Annotated in this window: 1 pseudogene; it reads left to right on the top strand. The window is 71.1% G+C overall.

Going from position 1 to position 446, the window contains the following annotated elements:
- Positions 1 to 236 precede the first annotated feature (236 nt).
- Positions 237 to 446, top strand: a pseudogene (locus tag G3I65_RS29470) (fatty-acid--CoA ligase); the annotation flags it as partial.

Here is a 446-nt window from a genome sequence, read left to right as displayed (position 1 = left end):
TCGGTGGCGCTGGCCGGCGGCTACACCGCCGGGCTGCTCGCCGCGGCCGGGCTGACGTTCGCCGGCGCGCTGCTGGCCGTGCGCGTGGCGAAACCCCGTTCCACCGAGACCTCGTCGCCGCGTGACAAACGTGCGGTCCCGTAACCCGTTTCCCGGTGAGCATCCGGGATCCGCCGATTGACAACCGCACGGGCGCGGCTATTCACTGCGCCGGTAAACGCTCTCTGCGAGGGACCATGGAAACCATTTCCCAGCCGATTCCCGCCACGCCGGAAAAGCTCGATGACGGCGAATCGTTCGCGACCCTGTTGGCCAGGTGGGCCCGGGTGCTCGGGGACGAAACCGCCGTCACGTACCTGGACCACCGCACCGCCGCGGACGGTCGCGCGGTCACGCTGACTTGGCGCGCCCTCGACGAGCGGGTCGACGCGGTCGCCGCGCGGCTC

This window comes from Amycolatopsis sp. SID8362 (assembly GCF_010550475.1).
GTDB lineage: Bacteria > Actinomycetota > Actinomycetes > Mycobacteriales > Pseudonocardiaceae > Amycolatopsis > Amycolatopsis eburnea.
Note: the sequence above shows the minus strand (reverse complement) of the source record. Positions and strands in the feature narration are given on the sequence as shown.